The organism is Vibrio cholerae ATCC 14035, from assembly GCF_000621645.1.
In the GTDB taxonomy this organism is placed as follows: domain Bacteria; phylum Pseudomonadota; class Gammaproteobacteria; order Enterobacterales; family Vibrionaceae; genus Vibrio; species Vibrio cholerae.
In genome coordinates this window covers 116,166-130,563 of record NZ_KK211323.1, presented here as the reverse complement: position 1 = coordinate 130,563, position 14,398 = coordinate 116,166, and the positions used below count along the sequence as shown (strand labels likewise).

The window sequence follows — 14,398 nt, the reverse complement described above, 5'->3', positions numbered from 1 at the left end:
AACCCCGAAAAAGATAGGGGAATCAACTGTTGCGCGCCTTGGCGTGACTGCGTGCTTAGGGTAGTATTATCGCTTCAATTTGGTCCCTATCAAGAAAAGCGAATATTAAGTATGGCAAACGATCCAAGAAAACTTCTGGTAACTTGTGCCCTGCCTTACGCGAACGGTTCAATCCACCTTGGTCATATGCTTGAGCATATCCAAGCTGACATTTGGGTTCGTTATCAGCGTCTGCGTGGCAATACAGTAAACTTCATCTGTGCGGATGATGCGCACGGCACACCTATCATGCTGAAAGCACAGCAAATGGGTATGACACCAGAAGCGATGATCGAGATGGTGAGCGAAGAGCACCAACGCGACTTTGCTGGCTTCGATATTAGCTTTGATAACTACCACAGCACGCACAGCGATGAAAACCGCGAGCTGGCTTCGCACATCTATCTGCAACTGAAAAAGAACGGCTTTATTTCAAGCCGCACCATTTCTCAGCTGTTCGATCCTGAAAAAGAGATGTTCTTGCCGGATCGTTTCGTAAAAGGCACTTGCCCGAAATGTAAATCGGAAGACCAGTACGGCGACAACTGTGACGCGTGTGGTGAGACTTACAGCCCGACTGAGCTGATCAATCCAAAATCCGCCGTCTCTGGTGCGACGCCAGTGATGAAAGATTCTGAGCACTTTTTCTTTGACCTGCCTCAGTTTGAAAGCATGCTCAAAGAGTGGACACGTTCAGGCTCTCTGCAATCAGAAACCGCCAACAAAATGCAAGAGTGGTTTGAAGGCGGCTTGCAGCAGTGGGATATTTCCCGCGATGCACCTTACTTTGGTTTTGAAATCCCGGGCGAGAAAGACAAATTCTTCTACGTATGGCTAGATGCTCCGATTGGTTACATGGGTTCATTCAAAAACCTGTGCGACAAGCGTGGCGATTTGAACTTTAACGAATACTGGAATAAAGACAGCAAAACCGAGCTTTACCATTTCATCGGTAAAGACATCGTTTATTTCCACAGCTTGTTCTGGCCTGCCATGCTCGATGGCTCTGGTTTCCGTAAACCGACCAACGTGTTTGTGCATGGTTATGTGACCGTCAATGGCGCGAAAATGTCTAAGTCGAAAGGTACGTTTGTGAAAGCCAGCACTTACCTGAATCACTTGGATCCAGAGTGTCTGCGTTACTACTACGCGGCAAAACTGAATAACCGCATTGATGATCTCGATTTGAACCTCGAAGACTTCACCCAACGTGTGAATGCGGATGTGGTGAACAAGATCGTAAACCTTGCGTCACGTAATGCAGGTTTCATCACTAAACGTTTTGATGGCAAGCTGTCTGCACACTTTGCGGAGCCTGAGCTGTACGCTGAATTTGCTGGCGCAGCCGATCGTATTGCTGAGCTGTTTGAAGCACGTGAGTTTGGTCGTGCCATCCGTGAAATTACTGCATTGGCAGATAAAGCCAACCAGTATGTGGATGAAAAAGCCCCTTGGGTTGTCGCGAAACAAGAAGGCCAAGACCAAGCACTGCAAGACATCTGTACGGTAGGCATTAACCTATTCCGCATACTGATGACTTACCTCAAGCCAGTGATGCCTGCGTTGGCAGAGCGTACTGAAGCTTTCCTTAACCAAGAATTGACTTGGGAAGGCGTGGCAACTCCGCTAACGGATCATGCGGTAACGCCATTCAAAGCACTGTTCAACCGTATCGATCCGAAACAGGTTGAAGCTATGATTGAGGCGTCGAAAGCCGAGGCGGCAGCCGAAAAAGCCGCAGCAGATGCCGCAAAACCAAAGAGCGCAGAAACCGAGCTGAGCAAAGATCCCCTAGCGGCGGAGATTGAGTTTGATGATTTTGCGAAAGTGGATCTGCGGATTGCTAAGATTCTTTCTTGTGAAGCGGTCGAGAAATCGGACAAGCTGCTCAAGTTTGAACTGGACATCGGCGGTGAAACCCGTCAAGTCTTCTCTGGTATTAAGTCTGCGTACCAACCAGAAGATCTGATTGGTAAATACACTGTCGTCGTAGCAAACCTCAAACCGCGTAAGATGAAGTTTGGTATGTCTGAAGGCATGATCCTCGCCGCAGGCCCTGGCGGTAGCGACCTGTGGTTACTTGAACCCCATCAAGGCGCTCAAGCGGGTATGCGTGTGATGTAATTATTGCGTCTTGATTAGCAAGCCAACACCTGAAAAGCCTTTGCATCTGCAAAGGCTTTTTTGTCATCACCCGCTTTCTCAAGCCAAACATTTTCTCTTCTTATCCAGCATGACTCTCTTGGCCATTACACGGTCTAGCTCACATTTTTTGCGCATTATGCCCCATAAATGTGCATACCCAATCAACCAAAAACAATAACTTATTGATTTTTAATCATTAATTTTTTGGCATTCAAACTGCAATACCACTCTGTACCCTTCCACATAGGAATGGGATGGTCCAACACCAACACGGAGGTGGCTATGTTTGTGACAATTTCTCTGGTTCTGTCTTTAGCAATTCTTGGCTTGATCTATACGCTCTCTCAGCGGAAACATTCAACACAACAGCGTAAATTTGAACTGCTGATCTGTTTGCGCGAAGTGTTGGCGCTGTGCCGCCAGCACCGTAGTCTCACTCATCAAACACTCAGCCAACAAGAGACGCATTCGCAAACTGAGCACGATCTTTCCAAGCTACAAAAGCGTTTGTTAGAAAAGTCGGAGCAACTGATCCAGATCGCCCACTTTGACAACAAACCCTCCTATCGAATTTTGCAAAACTCGTTGAAAACGGTGTTAAACGAATGGGAGCAAGCCAATGTGGGAAAAAATCAACGCCTGCATGGCAAATTGATCCGCCACTGCATGTACTTGATGGATGATGTGGTGCTCGCTTGGCTTGCGGAATCAGGACGAGAAGAATTGAGTGATGAGTACCACATGAACTGGCAACAAATTTTTGATGCGATGGAAACACTCACCCAATTGCGCTTGTGCATTGATGACTCTCGAAATGAAAACAATAACTTACGTATTCGCCACTATTGTGAGCTGATGCAACGTAAGCTCAATCAGTTAGCGCTGATCAGCCCTTTAACGCTGGGATCACCAGTCTGCTCATCCGCGATGCGCCAATTGAACGAAATCACCGACAGCAGTGACTTAATGCCAGAGAGCCATAAACTCTATCAGTTAAGCACTGAACTTTCGGCCACCATTGCGCAGGTATACGACCATATGCTCAATGATTTGGTGGAAAGCCTCTATCACCCGTTACCACAGCTTGTTGTGGCGTAAACGGGTAGGTAAAGGAAATAGAAAGCGCCACATCAAGTGGCGCTTTTTAATTCAGTGAAGAAGATATGCCTCTTATTTCAGCATCTTACGTGCAGCTTCCACCACAACTTTGATAGAACGCGCTTCGGTTTCTTTCAACGTCGCGTGATCTGGGATCTCTTTTTGAGTACGGTTGATGATCACACCCGCCACGCAGCCCGCTTTCAAACCAGAGCTCGCGCACATGGTCAGCAGAGTTGCCGATTCCATTTCAAAGTTGAGCACGCCCATGTCTTGCCACTCTTTCATCGAGCCTTGGAAACGACGCACTACGCGACCAGTGAAAGTGTCGTAACGCTCTTGGCCTGGGTAGAAGGTATCGGAGGACGCTGTCACACCCATATGGACTGTTGCACCGCTTTCTTGTGCTGCCGCTTTCATTGCGGTCGCCACATCAAAATCCGGTACCGCTGGGAATTCCATCGGCGCAAAGTGCAGACTTGCACCATCCAAACGCACAGAACCGGTTGTGACAATCATGTCACCGACATTCACATGAGGCTGGATCGCACCAGTCGTGCCAACGCGCAAGAAAGTACGCACGCCTAATTGTGCTAACTCTTCAACCGCAATCGATGTTGAAGGTCCACCGATACCGGTTGAACACACCACCACAGACTGCCCATCCAGCTCTGCGCGGTATACGGTATATTCACGATGGCTTGCGAGGAAAACAGGGTTATCCATCAGCTCCGCGATTTTCTGCACACGAGCAGGGTCGCCCGGAATAATAGCGAGTGTGGCACCGTTTAAATCTGCTTCAGTCACACCAAGGTGGAATACGGTTTTGGTCATAGGGGGCTCCTTCAATTGCGTCTATTCAGCGCACTTATCATTTAGGGTACGGAGTTACTTTACCCGATAGCTTCGCGCAAATAAGTGATAACAATCACACCAAAGACAGCAATAAACATCAAACTTTCATAATTAATCGATTTGCATCACAAACAAATGTATCTGTAATGCAAGTCGATTCCTATTACAGAGAGATACCTCTATCCCCTTCCTACTTGAAGCTGCAGCGGTGTTGGCTACGTTCGCTCACCCCAATCACAGTGTTTATCTATGCTCATGGGGATTATGAGAGCCATCCTTGGCTCTCACCAAAGGCCAGCCGATGGCTGTGCAAATTTGTTCCAGACAAATTTGTCACTCTCTTGCCGCCTACCTGCAACTCCAAGTAGTTTTGGTATAGTTGTTGAGACTTGAAACACATACGGAAAAACTAGGAGGCGAACCTCCTAGTTAAACGACCTTATTCCGAAGTCGAAGAGCGGAATTTAAGCAGACGCAGTGCATTGAGCGTGACCAGTGCGGTTGCACCGCTGTCGGCCAATACCGCCATCCATAATCCGGTGATGCCAAGTAAACTGGTGACTAAGAACACCGCTTTAAGTCCCAAGGCTAAGACCACGTTTTGGCGAATGATGGCCAACGTAGCACGAGACAGCTCAATCATCCCCGGCAACTCAATCAAGCGATTGTGAGTCAGTGCTGCATCGGCGGTTTCTAGCGCGACGTCGGTGCCGCCGCCCATTGCGATACCAATACTCGCCTCTTTCATGGCTGGGGCATCGTTAATGCCATCGCCCACCATGGCGACACGTTGATGTTGCGCCAACTGCTGAATGTAGCCGACTTTATCTTGCGGCAATAAACCTGCCCGAAAATCCATATTCAGTTGCTGGCTCATTGCGGCCGCGCTGCGTTCGTTGTCTCCCGTCAGCATCAAGGCGTTAATCCCGAGTTGATGTAAGGCGGCGACCGCTTGACGTGCATCACTGCGCAGCGTGTCTTGCCAAGCAATCACACCAACCACCGCGTCACTTGCCAGCATCACGACTACGGTTTTACTTTCAGCTTCAAGCATTTCGACATGCTGTTTCACCACGTCGGGCAATTTGGTTTCGACCCGATTTGGCGCAAGCAGACGATACTGAACACCATCAATCTGGCCGCTAATGCCTCGCCCAACCAAGGCGGTACGCTCTTGCGCTTGTGGGATGGTCAGTTGCTCCGCCTGCGCTTTTGCCACCAGCGAGGTCGCTAAGGGATGATGTGAGCCCATCTCAATCGCAGCAGCCCGAGCTAACAAGGTCGCGCTATCCCAACCTTGCAGCGGGATAAGGTCTGTGACTTGCGGTTTACCTTCGGTCAAGGTGCCTGTCTTATCAAAGGCAATGGTCTCGATTTTTCCCAATTGCTCTAATGCCGCACCACCTTTAATTAAAGCCCCACGACGCGCCGCCGCCGCCAAACCCGAAGTGATCGCCGCAGGTGTGGAGATCACTAGCGCACAAGGACAAGCGATGAGCAGCAAAGCAAGGCCACGGTAAATCCAAGTCTGCCAATCGGCACCAAACGCTAATGGCGGGACCACAATCACGGCGAGCGCGACCAGCATCATCAGCGGGGTATACCAACGACTGAATTTATCTAAAAAACGCTCCAGGGGTGCTTTGCGCGATTCCGCCTCTTCAATCATATGCAAAATACGGTCGATGGCGTTTTCACCTTGTTTCGAGGTGATTTCAATCTGCACCACCTTATCCACGATCACACAACCTGCAGAAACTCGCTCCCCTGCCGTTAATTCGACAGGTAAGGATTCGCCCGTTAACGCACTGTTATCCAGACTGGCGGCGGCAAGTAAGCGCCCATCCGCTGGTAAACGACCTCCGGGAGCCACTTCAATGACATCGCCCGGTTGCAACTGCGCGGCAGGAACGGTAACACGCTCTCCATGTTCTATACGAATCGCCGTTTCTGGCACCAGCGCCATCAAGGCTTGTACGCCCGTACGTGCCCGAGAAGCGGCATAAGCCTCCAAGCGCTCACCAATCAAAAACAGCAGTAATACCATGGCGGCTTCTAAGGTTTCCCCCAAATAAAGCGCGCCAATTGCGGCAACCGACATTAAGGTTTCAATCGAGAAAGGAGAACCCGATTTGGCAAGACGCCAAGCTTGTTGAAGGATGGGGAACAGCCCCAATAGACAAGTCAGCGTATAAATCCAGCGGCTCATCTCGCTGGAGTTGACTAAGGCACCTATTGCCATCAGCGCAGCGATACCGATAATTCGTGCGTTTTCACTCTGCCAGAGGGGCGGCTTGGATTGGGATGGTGTTGCCGCTGAACTGGCGGCTGGGTTTAGGCTAAAACCGCTGTCGCGTACTGCTTGTTCGATAAGCGGCGCGGTTGAGGGTTGATTAAAGCCAACCACCAATTTCTGAGTGGCGAACATCACCTGCACTTGAGTGACATCACCCAACTGCTTAACGGCTTTTTCAATTTTTTGTGCGCAAGAAGGACAGTCCATTCCTGCGATATACCAACTCTGCTGATAGTGTGATGAACGTGGTTCGTGACGTCGCTCGGGGTCTTCTTCCAACGTCGCACCGCCACCACCATCACTGGTACAGCAACTATCGCCGTCACAAGAAGCGCTTACGCCTGCCGCACGAATGGCGACAATTTTGGGGCTTCCGTCACAGCTCGTTTGGTGGCTGTGCATAGGTTGAGTTAACGATTTTGAACGACAAGCATGGTGTTTAGTACACATATTTCCATCTCCTTTTTGTGTGCTGTGATCAGCTTACACCTTGGAGTCAACTTCAAGGTCAAGCGGATTCAAGCACAAAAGCATAAAAAGTTGGACATGCTCATCGGTCACATTAAACCGGATGTTGAAAACAGTTGGTTAAGGTTTTGCTCAAGGCTCGTAGCACATCACGCCGCGTGATCACACCAACCAATTTGCCATCACTCACCACAGGATACATTTTCGGTTTTCCGACCTTCATCATCGCCGCAAGCTCAATAATGGAAGTCTCTGGCGCAACCGAGAGCACCTCTTTGTGCATACAATCACTCACCAAATGGGCATCTTGGCAGTGATAACTGGCATGCACCAGCTTATCCAACAAATCCTGTTCGGATAAAAAGCCAATCACATGCCGCTGCGCATCAATCACAGGGCCGCCCATGTTGTCTGAACGCACCACTTTTTCGAGCGCCGCACTGAGCGACATATCTGGACTGAACGTTACCGCTTGTAGGGTCATATAATCGCTGACTTTCAGTGAGTCCATCCTGTTCTCCTTTATTAAACCCATCTCACGCTGATTGAGTTAAGTGTTGTTCAAAATGAGCCATTTATCCTGTTTCATTTTGTGGTTGCACCACACAATTTCCAAAAATTCATCCTTTTTTATGAACATGAGCTTTTGAGATTGAATGTGACGGCCTACCCGTATCCGTTCTGAGTAAGATCATCTATAAATAGAGTAATAAGCGATCACTCATTAGGAATCAGGTCGGTGACTTCTATTTTTTCCTCGACGATTATTGCCAATCCTGAAATTCTGCAGTTTATTTTTCAATCGCTGCCTGAACCCACTTTTCTCATCAATAAGAAAGGGGTGTATATCGAAGCATGGGGAGGTACGGACAGTGAACGCCATCACAACCCCTCTTATCTGGTCGGTTTAAACCAGTATGATGTGTTACCGGCAGCACAGGCTGCTTGGTTTACTGACGTCATCCAACAAGCGATCGAGCAGGGCTGTGCCAAAGAGTTGGAATATGAAATTGATCCAACCCAGTTGCCCTGTTTTGACAATGTCCCTGGGCCAAGCCAAAAGCAGTATTTCTCCGCATTAGTCATCCCTCTTCCCAACACAGACATGGTGTTGTGGACCGTGCGTAACATCTCAGACTACAAGCACACGGTTGAAAAACTCGCGCAGCATCAGTTGGAACTTGAGCACCTGACTCATATGGATCATCTGACCCAAGTGTACAACCGTTACGCAATGGATTCGTTGCTGCCGCAAGCACTGGACATCGCCCGACTCGATCGGGTCAGCAGCGCATTATTGATGATCGATATTGACTGTTTCAAAGAGTACAACGACGGATATGGCCATATTCAAGGCGATGATGTCCTGCGCAAGGTCAGCCAAACGCTGCGTCAATGGAAATCGAATCTCGATCTCTGCTTTCGCTACGGCGGGGATGAATTTTTGATTTTTATGACCAGAGTCGATGCAAAGCAGTGCCAGCAACGAGCCGAAAAACTGATGGCGATGATTCATGAGCTGAACATCCCGCACCTGAGTTCTCGAGTGGCGGATCATGTGACGATTACCGTAGGCATTCGCCACTGTGATCAAATAGAGAAAGAAATGACCGCGGAAAAGCTTGTGTTAGTCGCCGATAAAGCGCTGTTTCATGCCAAACATGAGCAACGTGGCACCATTCATATGTTTAGTAGTACCACTTGGCATGAATAGCCTTATTACTCTTCTTATTCCCAGCGCTGCGCGGCTTGATGATCACTGTCGCGTGAATCAATCCAGCGACTCGCTTCGGTCGTCAGCTCTTTTTTCCAAAATGGCGCGCGGGTTTTCAAGTAATCCATGATGAACTCGCACGCTGCAAACGCAGCATTGCGGTGCGCACTGCTGACACCAACCAACACGATTTGATCGCCGCTGAGCATATCGCCGATGCGATGAATAACGCGAACGCGTTGTAGAGGCCAACGCTCCTGAGCCATATCGCAAATCTCCAGAAAGGATTTTTCCGTCATGCCCGGATAGTGTTCAAGGTGTAAGCCCACGACATTATCGCCCAAGTTCATATCCCGAACTTTGCCGACAAAAGTCACCACAGCCCCCGCTTGTGAGCCTTGCGCTAACGCTTCATATTCTTGAGCAACAGAGAAATCTTCCTTCTGCACCGATACGCGATGGTCCATACTAGCCTCCAGTCACTGGTGGGAAAAAGGCCACTTCATCGCCATCTTGTAGCTCTGTATCGAATGGCACAATCGATTGATTAACGGCCGCCAATAGCTTACCCGGTTCAAGTGCCATATCCCACTTACCCGGCTGCTGCGCTAAATGTTGGCGCAAAGCTTCTACCGTTGCAAAAGCGTGGTCAACCACCAGACTATCGCACTCCACCAACTCTCGAGTTTGGGCAAAAAACAGCACCTTAATCATGCATCCACCTTAAAGTGTCCCGATTTTCCGCCCGATTTTTCAAGCAATCGCACGTTCTCAATTACGATGTCTTTTTGAACCGCTTTGCACATGTCGTAAATGGTCAGTGCCGCCACCGATGCCGCCGTCAGCGCTTCCATTTCCACCCCGGTTTTACCACTGAGTTTACACAGAGATTCAATGCGTACGCTGCTTTGTTCTGGCAAGGCTTCAAGCTGTACTTCCACCTTGGAAAGCAGCAACGGGTGACAGAGCGGAATAAGCTCCCACGTACGTTTCGCGGCTTGAATGCCCGCAATACGCGCAGTGGCAAACACATCCCCTTTATGGTGCTGGCCAGAGAGGATGAGTTGCAGCGTTTCGGGTGCCATGCGCACATAGGCCTCGGCACGAGCTTCACGGACAGTATCGGCTTTATTCGACACATCCACCATATTGGCTTCACCCGAAGCATTAATATGAGTGAGTTGGCTCATCAAACCTCCCCTATACCGTTAGGTGCGGCATAAAGTTACATGGGCGATGGGAAGCATCCAATTGCTGTTTAATGATTTTTGTCCAACCGGTGCGGCATGCGCCAGTCGAACCCGGCATAGCAAAAATCACCGTGTGGTTAGCAAACCCCGCAACCGCGCGCGATTGAATGGTCGAGGTGCCAATCTCTTCAAAAGAGACCATGCGAAACAGCTCGCCAAAACCTTCCACTTCTTTATCAAACAGAGGCTTAAGTGCTTCAGGTGTGCTGTCACGTGACGTAAACCCAGTGCCACCGGTGATCAGAATCGCTTGGATGGTTTCATCCGCAATCCACTGTGAAACCACCGCACGGATTTTGTACATATCGTCAATCACGATCTGTTTATCTGCCAGTGTATGGCCAGCTTCTTGAAGCTGCTCTGCCAAGTAACGGCCTGAGGTATCGTTTTCTTCCGTGCGCGTATCTGACACGGTTAAAACGGCGATGTTTGCTGCTTGAAATTTGCTTTCTGCGTGACCCATTTGTTCACCTTTTCAAAATGGTTAAACCTCAATGGTGAGGTCAGATTATCGGTAGAAACTCAGCCGCCAATCGAGGCTAAATGCGGCGTCACACCCGAATTTCCATCATGCAGGAAGTGGGTTTCCGCCTTGTTTTGCAACTGAGTTTGAATTCGTTCAATCAATGCGTTTTCTTGGTGATCGTCTTGCAAAAGATCGCGTAGCTCGATGCCTTGTTCGCCAAATAAGCACAGATGCAGTTTGCCAAGTGCTGACACCCGAAGGCGGTTACAGCTGCGACAAAAATCTTTCTCATAAGGCATGATAAGGCCAATCTCGCCTTGGAAATCCGGATGGATAAACACCTGTGCAGGGCCATCGTTATCGGCTCTGGCTTTGAGTAACCAGCCGTTACCGAAGAGATAGTCGCGGATCGAAATGCCAGAAACATGATGGCGAGCAAACAGCGCGTCCATTTCTCCGGTTTGCATCAACTCAATAAAACGCAGTTGGATGGGGCGAGTTTTAATCCACGCCATAAATTGGGGCAGTTCAAGGTGGTTAAGATTTTTCATCAGTACCACGTTGACTTTGACTTGCTCGAATCCAACTTCAAAGGCGCGATCAATGCCGGACATCACTTGCTGAAAGCGGTTTTCACCGGTGATTTGCGCAAACATACGTGGATCTAAGCTATCTACGCTGACATTCAGTTGAGTCAACCCCGCTTCGCGCCACTCACCAATATGTTTGGCTAAACGGTAGCCATTGGTGGTCGTCGCAACTTTTTGAATGCCGGGAGTTTGCGCTATGGTATGAATGATTTCGCCAAAATCTTTGCGCAGTGAAGGTTCACCGCCGGTAATTCTGACCTTGGAAGTACCACAATGGGCAAACGCACTCACCACTCGGCGAATCTCATTCACCGTCAGAAAAGAGGCAGGGCGACCCGCTGATGGCTTGTAACCATCAGGTAAGCAATACGTACATTTGAAATTACAAACGTCGGTTATGGATAGACGTAAATAGTAAAATTTACGCTGAAATCTGTCTTCGAATTGTTGCGCCACAGAACACCTTTCCAAATACGGGAGGCAAAATCATTTCCAATTCTGCCCTTGTGACAAGCGGTCACTGGCTTACAACGCATATTTAAAGGTTTAAACTTAGCGCGGTAAGCTCGGAGTTAAGGCCAAGCACTATGATGTTGCCATCTCTTTAGCTCAGGCTGCTGGTAAAATACTTAATAATTGTACGTGATTCTAGCCTTAACCAGAAAAAAATGGTTACCTTGCAGAAATTAGCCCTAAATGGGTACTCATTATGAACCAAGTTAGCTAAATTGCTGCGAGTTATGAAAAAATAAGAAAAACCTATGTCTCTATACGAAAACAAAAAAGTGGTTGCGATTGGCGGCGGCCACGGTCTTGGGCGAATGCTGGCAGCGCTCAAAGTGTTTGGTTCCAATGCCACAGGCATAGTCACCACCACAGACAACGGCGGCTCAACAGGACGCATTCGTCACTGCCAAGGTGGGATTGCTTGGGGAGATACCCGTAACTGCATCAACCAGTTGATTACCGAGCCGTCGATCAGTTCAATGATGTTTGAATACCGCTTTAAAGGCGCAGGGGAGCTCAACGGCCACAACTTGGGCAACCTAATGCTCACCGCATTAGATAACCTTTCGGTGCGCCCATTGGATGCGATCAATCTTATTCGCAACATGCTCAAAGTCGATGTCAATATCCTACCGATGTCTGAACATCCATCCGATCTGGCAGCCCTCGCTATGGATGGCAAATGGGTCACCGGTGAAACCAGCGTCGATGAGATGACTCAAGATTTGCGAAGACTTGACCTTGCGCCTGAAGTCCCGGCCACCAAAGAAGCGGTAACCGCCATTCAAGACGCAGACTGCGTGATTCTGGGCCCCGGAAGCTTTTTAACCAGCGTCATGCCTCCTCTTCTGCTGCCAGAATTGGGCAAGGCGATTGCTCGTAATCAAACTGCGAAAGTGATTTTTGTCGAGAACCTATCGCCAGAATATGGACCTGCAGGACGAATGAGCTTAGAGCAAAAATTGGAATGGTGTGAACGCGCCTGCCAAGGGCGCAAAATTGATGTGGTATTGGGCCATCACCCTCATCCAGAGTTAGAACAGCGTTGGAATTTTGTTACCCGAGATTTGGCTTCCGCCAACCGCGACTGGCGTCATGATCGGCAGAAGCTGAGACAAGCTATCGAAGAGCAGTTAATGAACTAAATCGGAGTAGCATTGATGCGTCTGCTTCAGTAACTCAAGCATATGTTCAACCTCTAGCGAGATGTCCATCATCTCGCCAGATTTGGCGCGACTATCTAACTCCACCGCTTTGGCGCACAAGCGATCAGCCCCAAAACTGGCCGCACTGCTTTTCAGCGCATGGCTGATTTCCTTGAGATACCCGAGTTTGTCCGCGACCGTATCACTGACTAACTTACTTTGGTAATCATTGAGTTCACCAAGAAAAATGTTGACCAAGATCGGCACGTTTTCTTCACCGATCTCCTTCGCCAGTAAGTCGATTTTGCTTTGGTTGATCCATTCTCTCATCGCTTACCGTTCCTTCTCTTTTTCTTTCACTTTTTCATTCCAAGTTTGCAGCTTGCGATAGATGGTTGACGGGCTGACATCCAGATAGGTTGCGGCACGGGGAATGTTGCCATCACACGCTTCGATGGCTTGTTCAATAGCTTGTTTTTCGGTCATCCACAGCGGAAAAATCTCATGCACGGATACTTTATTCTCATGCGCAAGCGGTAAAGCCCGATTGATCGGCGCGGACATTTGATTAAGAGGAGGAGGCAGCATATCTAGGGTGATTTCACGACCTTCATTGAGCACAACCACGTTGCGCAAAACGTTTTGCAATTGACGCACGTTGCCCGGCCACTCGTATTGGCGAAAACGCTCCACCACTTCAGCCGACAAACGGACAAAATCTTTGCCCTCTTCCTTGGACATAAAGCCAAGCAGTGAATAAGCAATCTCGATCACATCATCACCACGCGCGCGCAATGGCGGTAAATGCAGCGGGATCACATACAAGCGGTAGTACAGGTCTTCACGAAAGCGTCCTTCTTGCACTTCCTTCCACGGATCGCGGTTCGTTGCACACACAAAACGCACATCCACGCTTTTCATTTTGGAAGAGCCGACTTTTTGGAATGTCCCTGTCTGAATAAAGCGCAGAAGTTTGGTCTGCAGATCCAGATCCATTTCGCACAATTCATCCAAAAAGAGGGTTCCCCCATCAGCCGCTTCTGCCGCGCCTTGACGCTCAGTCGCCGCCCCAGTAAAAGCCCCTTTGACGTGACCAAACAACTCACTTTCAATCAGATCTTTCGGAATGGCCGCACAGTTGATGGCGATAAATGGCTTATCTCCACGCTTGCTCGCGGCATGAATCGCTTCCGCGCACACTTCTTTACCTGTACCACTTTCGCCGGTAATAAAAATACTGGCTTTGCTGCTCGCCGCAGAGTCAATGGTGCGGTACACCGCCTGCATGGTTTGACTGCTACCAATAAAGCCTTGATAGTTTTGATTTTTATTATCAACATCGTTTTTGAGTTTCGAGGCTTTGCGAATCGCATTATTCACTGTGACCCGCAGTCGGTCCGCTTCACACGGCTTGATCAAAAAGTCTTGCGCACCATGACGCATGGCTTCAACCGCCGTATCAATCGAACCATGAGCGGTCATAAACACGATAGGCACATCCGGTGATTTCTCTTTCACTGCATAGAGTACGTCCATCCCCGTCATATCTGGCAAACGTAAATCCAGCAGGATTAAGTCAGGCTCGCGACGGCCAATACTCTCGATGGCATCGCGTCCGGTACCCACGATATTGATATCAATATCCAGCGGTGTGAGGTAAGAACGATACAGCGCCGCCACCGACGCCGTGTCTTCTACCATGAGGACATATTTTGTTTTCTGCAAAGATTGATTATGTTGCATAGCCTAGCCATATTATTTTGCATTTTGCTGTAATAATTGCATTTGGAATTGCATTTTGCAAATTTGAATTAAAATTTCTTGA

At 48.9% G+C, this 14,398-nt stretch carries 14 protein-coding genes and 1 riboswitch; of the genes, 4 read left to right on the top strand and 10 right to left on the bottom strand.

The window, feature by feature from the left end:
* Nucleotides 1-111 precede the first annotated feature (111 nt).
* Complete coding sequence (gene metG, locus T411_RS0117305) at nt 112-2,163, top strand: methionine--tRNA ligase (protein ID WP_001262550.1); 2,052 nt, start codon at nt 112-114, stop codon at nt 2,161-2,163.
* Nucleotides 2,164-2,466: 303 nt separating this feature from the next.
* Nucleotides 2,467-3,282, top strand: a complete 816-nt coding sequence (locus T411_RS0117300; protein WP_000498217.1) for a hypothetical protein — start codon at nt 2,467-2,469, stop codon at nt 3,280-3,282.
* 72 nt (nt 3,283-3,354) lie between these two features.
* Here the strand turns inward: T411_RS0117300 and udp are convergent, their stop codons facing one another.
* From udp to T411_RS0117285, 3 genes are all read right to left on the bottom strand, one after another.
* Nucleotides 3,355-4,116: a uridine phosphorylase gene (gene udp / locus T411_RS0117295; RefSeq protein WP_000169476.1), complete on the bottom strand. Its 762-nt coding sequence runs from the start codon at nt 4,114-4,116 to the stop codon at nt 3,355-3,357.
* Nucleotides 4,117-4,576: 460 nt separating this feature from the next.
* Nucleotides 4,577-6,883 carry a zinc/cadmium/mercury/lead-transporting ATPase gene (locus T411_RS0117290; RefSeq protein WP_000337457.1) on the bottom strand — a complete coding sequence of 769 codons (2,307 nt, stop codon included), beginning with the start codon at nt 6,881-6,883 and terminating at the stop codon, nt 4,577-4,579.
* Nucleotides 6,884-6,995: 112 nt separating this feature from the next.
* Nucleotides 6,996-7,412 carry a CBS domain-containing protein gene (locus tag T411_RS0117285; RefSeq protein ID WP_000377741.1) on the bottom strand — a complete coding sequence of 139 codons (417 nt, stop codon included), beginning with the start codon at nt 7,410-7,412 and terminating at the stop codon, nt 6,996-6,998.
* Nucleotides 7,413-7,640: 228 nt separating this feature from the next.
* Here T411_RS0117285 and T411_RS0117280 point away from each other — a divergent pair, with 228 nt between their 5' ends.
* Nucleotides 7,641-8,615, top strand: coding sequence for a GGDEF domain-containing protein (locus T411_RS0117280; RefSeq protein ID WP_000200622.1), 975 nt, complete (start codon nt 7,641-7,643; stop codon nt 8,613-8,615).
* Nucleotides 8,616-8,629: 14 nt separating this feature from the next.
* Here T411_RS0117280 and moaE read toward each other — a convergent pair whose 3' ends face one another.
* The 5 genes from moaE to moaA all read right to left on the bottom strand — a co-directional run bounded on the left by moaE (nt 8,630) and on the right by moaA (nt 11,377).
* A complete protein-coding gene (gene moaE / locus T411_RS0117275; protein ID WP_000350079.1) occupies nt 8,630-9,082 on the bottom strand; it encodes a molybdopterin synthase catalytic subunit MoaE in 453 nt (150 codons plus the stop codon).
* Nucleotide 9,083: 1 nt separating this feature from the next.
* A complete protein-coding gene (gene moaD, locus T411_RS0117270; RefSeq protein WP_000598590.1) occupies nt 9,084-9,329 on the bottom strand; it encodes a molybdopterin synthase sulfur carrier subunit in 246 nt (81 codons plus the stop codon).
* Nucleotides 9,326-9,805 carry a cyclic pyranopterin monophosphate synthase MoaC gene (moaC, locus tag T411_RS0117265; RefSeq protein WP_000080915.1) on the bottom strand — a complete coding sequence of 160 codons (480 nt, stop codon included), beginning with the start codon at nt 9,803-9,805 and terminating at the stop codon, nt 9,326-9,328. The genes moaD and moaC overlap by 4 nt, the downstream gene beginning before the upstream one ends.
* A 10-nt stretch (nt 9,806-9,815) precedes the next feature.
* On the bottom strand, nt 9,816-10,328 hold the full coding sequence (gene moaB, locus T411_RS0117260) for a molybdenum cofactor biosynthesis protein B (protein ID WP_000509705.1): 513 nt from the start codon (nt 10,326-10,328) through the stop codon (nt 9,816-9,818).
* Between the two features lie 59 nt (nt 10,329-10,387).
* Nucleotides 10,388-11,377 (bottom strand): GTP 3',8-cyclase MoaA, encoded by a 990-nt coding sequence (gene moaA, locus T411_RS0117255; RefSeq protein WP_000068572.1) that lies wholly within the window; start codon nt 11,375-11,377, stop codon nt 10,388-10,390.
* Nucleotides 11,366-11,505, bottom strand: a riboswitch (molybdenum cofactor riboswitch). It overlaps the preceding gene by 12 nt.
* Before the next feature lie 177 nt (nt 11,506-11,682).
* Here moaA and T411_RS0117250 point away from each other — a divergent pair.
* Entirely contained in the window at nt 11,683-12,573 is an 891-nt protein-coding gene (locus tag T411_RS0117250) for a YvcK family protein (RefSeq protein WP_000061070.1), read from the top strand.
* Here T411_RS0117250 and luxU read toward each other — a convergent pair.
* Together luxU and luxO are read right to left on the bottom strand one after the other, a co-directional pair.
* The gene (gene luxU / locus T411_RS0117245; RefSeq protein ID WP_001209531.1) at nt 12,562-12,903 is read right to left on the bottom strand and encodes a quorum-sensing phosphorelay protein LuxU; all 342 of its coding nucleotides are present in this window, start codon (nt 12,901-12,903) and stop codon (nt 12,562-12,564) included. The two genes, T411_RS0117250 and luxU, sit on opposite strands and share 12 nt — an antisense overlap.
* Nucleotides 12,904-12,906: 3 nt before the next feature.
* Nucleotides 12,907-14,316, bottom strand: coding sequence for a quorum-sensing sigma-54 dependent transcriptional regulator LuxO (luxO, locus tag T411_RS0117240; RefSeq protein WP_001164507.1), 1,410 nt, complete (start codon nt 14,314-14,316; stop codon nt 12,907-12,909).
* Nucleotides 14,317-14,398 lie beyond the last annotated feature (82 nt).

Excerpts from the sequence above, each read along its gene's own strand:
- metG (WP_001262550.1), top strand. The coding sequence starts at position 112 with ATGGCAAACGATCCAAGAAAACTTCTGGTAACTTGTGCCCTGCCTTAC.
- T411_RS0117300 (WP_000498217.1), top strand. The coding sequence starts at position 2,467 with ATGTTTGTGACAATTTCTCTGGTTCTGTCTTTAGCAATTCTTGGCTTG.
- udp (WP_000169476.1), bottom strand. The coding sequence starts at position 4,116 with ATGACCAAAACCGTATTCCACCTTGGTGTGACTGAAGCAGATTTAAAC.
- T411_RS0117290 (WP_000337457.1), bottom strand. The coding sequence starts at position 6,883 with ATGTGTACTAAACACCATGCTTGTCGTTCAAAATCGTTAACTCAACCT.
- T411_RS0117285 (WP_000377741.1), bottom strand. The coding sequence starts at position 7,412 with ATGGACTCACTGAAAGTCAGCGATTATATGACCCTACAAGCGGTAACG.
- moaE (WP_000350079.1), bottom strand. The coding sequence starts at position 9,082 with ATGGACCATCGCGTATCGGTGCAGAAGGAAGATTTCTCTGTTGCTCAA.
- moaD (WP_000598590.1), bottom strand. The coding sequence starts at position 9,329 with ATGATTAAGGTGCTGTTTTTTGCCCAAACTCGAGAGTTGGTGGAGTGC.
- moaC (WP_000080915.1), bottom strand. The coding sequence starts at position 9,805 with ATGAGCCAACTCACTCATATTAATGCTTCGGGTGAAGCCAATATGGTG.
- moaB (WP_000509705.1), bottom strand. The coding sequence starts at position 10,328 with ATGGGTCACGCAGAAAGCAAATTTCAAGCAGCAAACATCGCCGTTTTA.
- T411_RS0117250 (WP_000061070.1), top strand. The coding sequence starts at position 11,683 with ATGTCTCTATACGAAAACAAAAAAGTGGTTGCGATTGGCGGCGGCCAC.
- luxU (WP_001209531.1), bottom strand. The coding sequence starts at position 12,903 with ATGAGAGAATGGATCAACCAAAGCAAAATCGACTTACTGGCGAAGGAG.
- luxO (WP_001164507.1), bottom strand. The coding sequence starts at position 14,316 with ATGCAACATAATCAATCTTTGCAGAAAACAAAATATGTCCTCATGGTA.